Genomic DNA, 521 nt, shown 5'->3' with positions numbered 1-521 from the left:
GAGCGCGACCTCGCAGCCGCCGCCGAGCGCCGCGCCGTCGATGGCCGCCACGACGGGCTTGTCCAGCGCGTCGATGGCGCGATCGACGTCGGGCAGGAGCGGGTCGTCCGGCGGCAGGCTCATCTCGCGGATGTCGGCGCCGGCGATGAAGCGCCCCGGGCCGCCGCTCAGCACGATGGCGCTGACGCCGGGGTCAGCCCCGAGCGCGCCCACGGCGTCGCGCAGGCCCTGCCGCACGCCCTTGGACAGGGCGTTGACCGGCGCATGGTCGATCACCACCACGCCGACCGGGCCGTGCCGCTCGACCCGGACGGGAGAGGTCGCCGCGTCCATGGCTCAGACCCGCTCGATGAGGGCGGCGATGCCCTGGCCGACGCCGATGCACATGGTGGCGACCGCCCGCTTCTGTCCGCGCGTCTCCAGCGCGCTCACCGCCGTCATGGCGAGCCGCGCGCCGGACATGCCGAGGGGGATGGCCGGAGGGGGCGATGGCGCCGCCGTGCGGGTTCACATGCTCCGCA

Annotated in this window: 1 protein-coding gene and 1 pseudogene; both read right to left on the bottom strand. The window is 75.8% G+C overall.

Going from position 1 to position 521, the window contains the following annotated elements:
- Positions 1 to 333 (bottom strand): enoyl-CoA hydratase/isomerase family protein (locus AC2W7M_RS27195; protein WP_486136361.1); only part of this gene is annotated, 333 nt, incomplete at its 3' end.
- A gap of 3 nt (positions 334 to 336) precedes the next feature.
- Positions 337 to 521: pseudogene (locus AC2W7M_RS27190) on the bottom strand (3-oxoadipyl-CoA thiolase); the annotation flags it as partial.

The sequence above is a fragment of the Xanthobacter sp. BG11Y11_SDJG genome, from assembly GCF_057364445.1.
The sequence above is the reverse complement of the archived record's forward strand: the minus strand, read 5'-3'. Positions and strand labels throughout refer to the sequence as shown.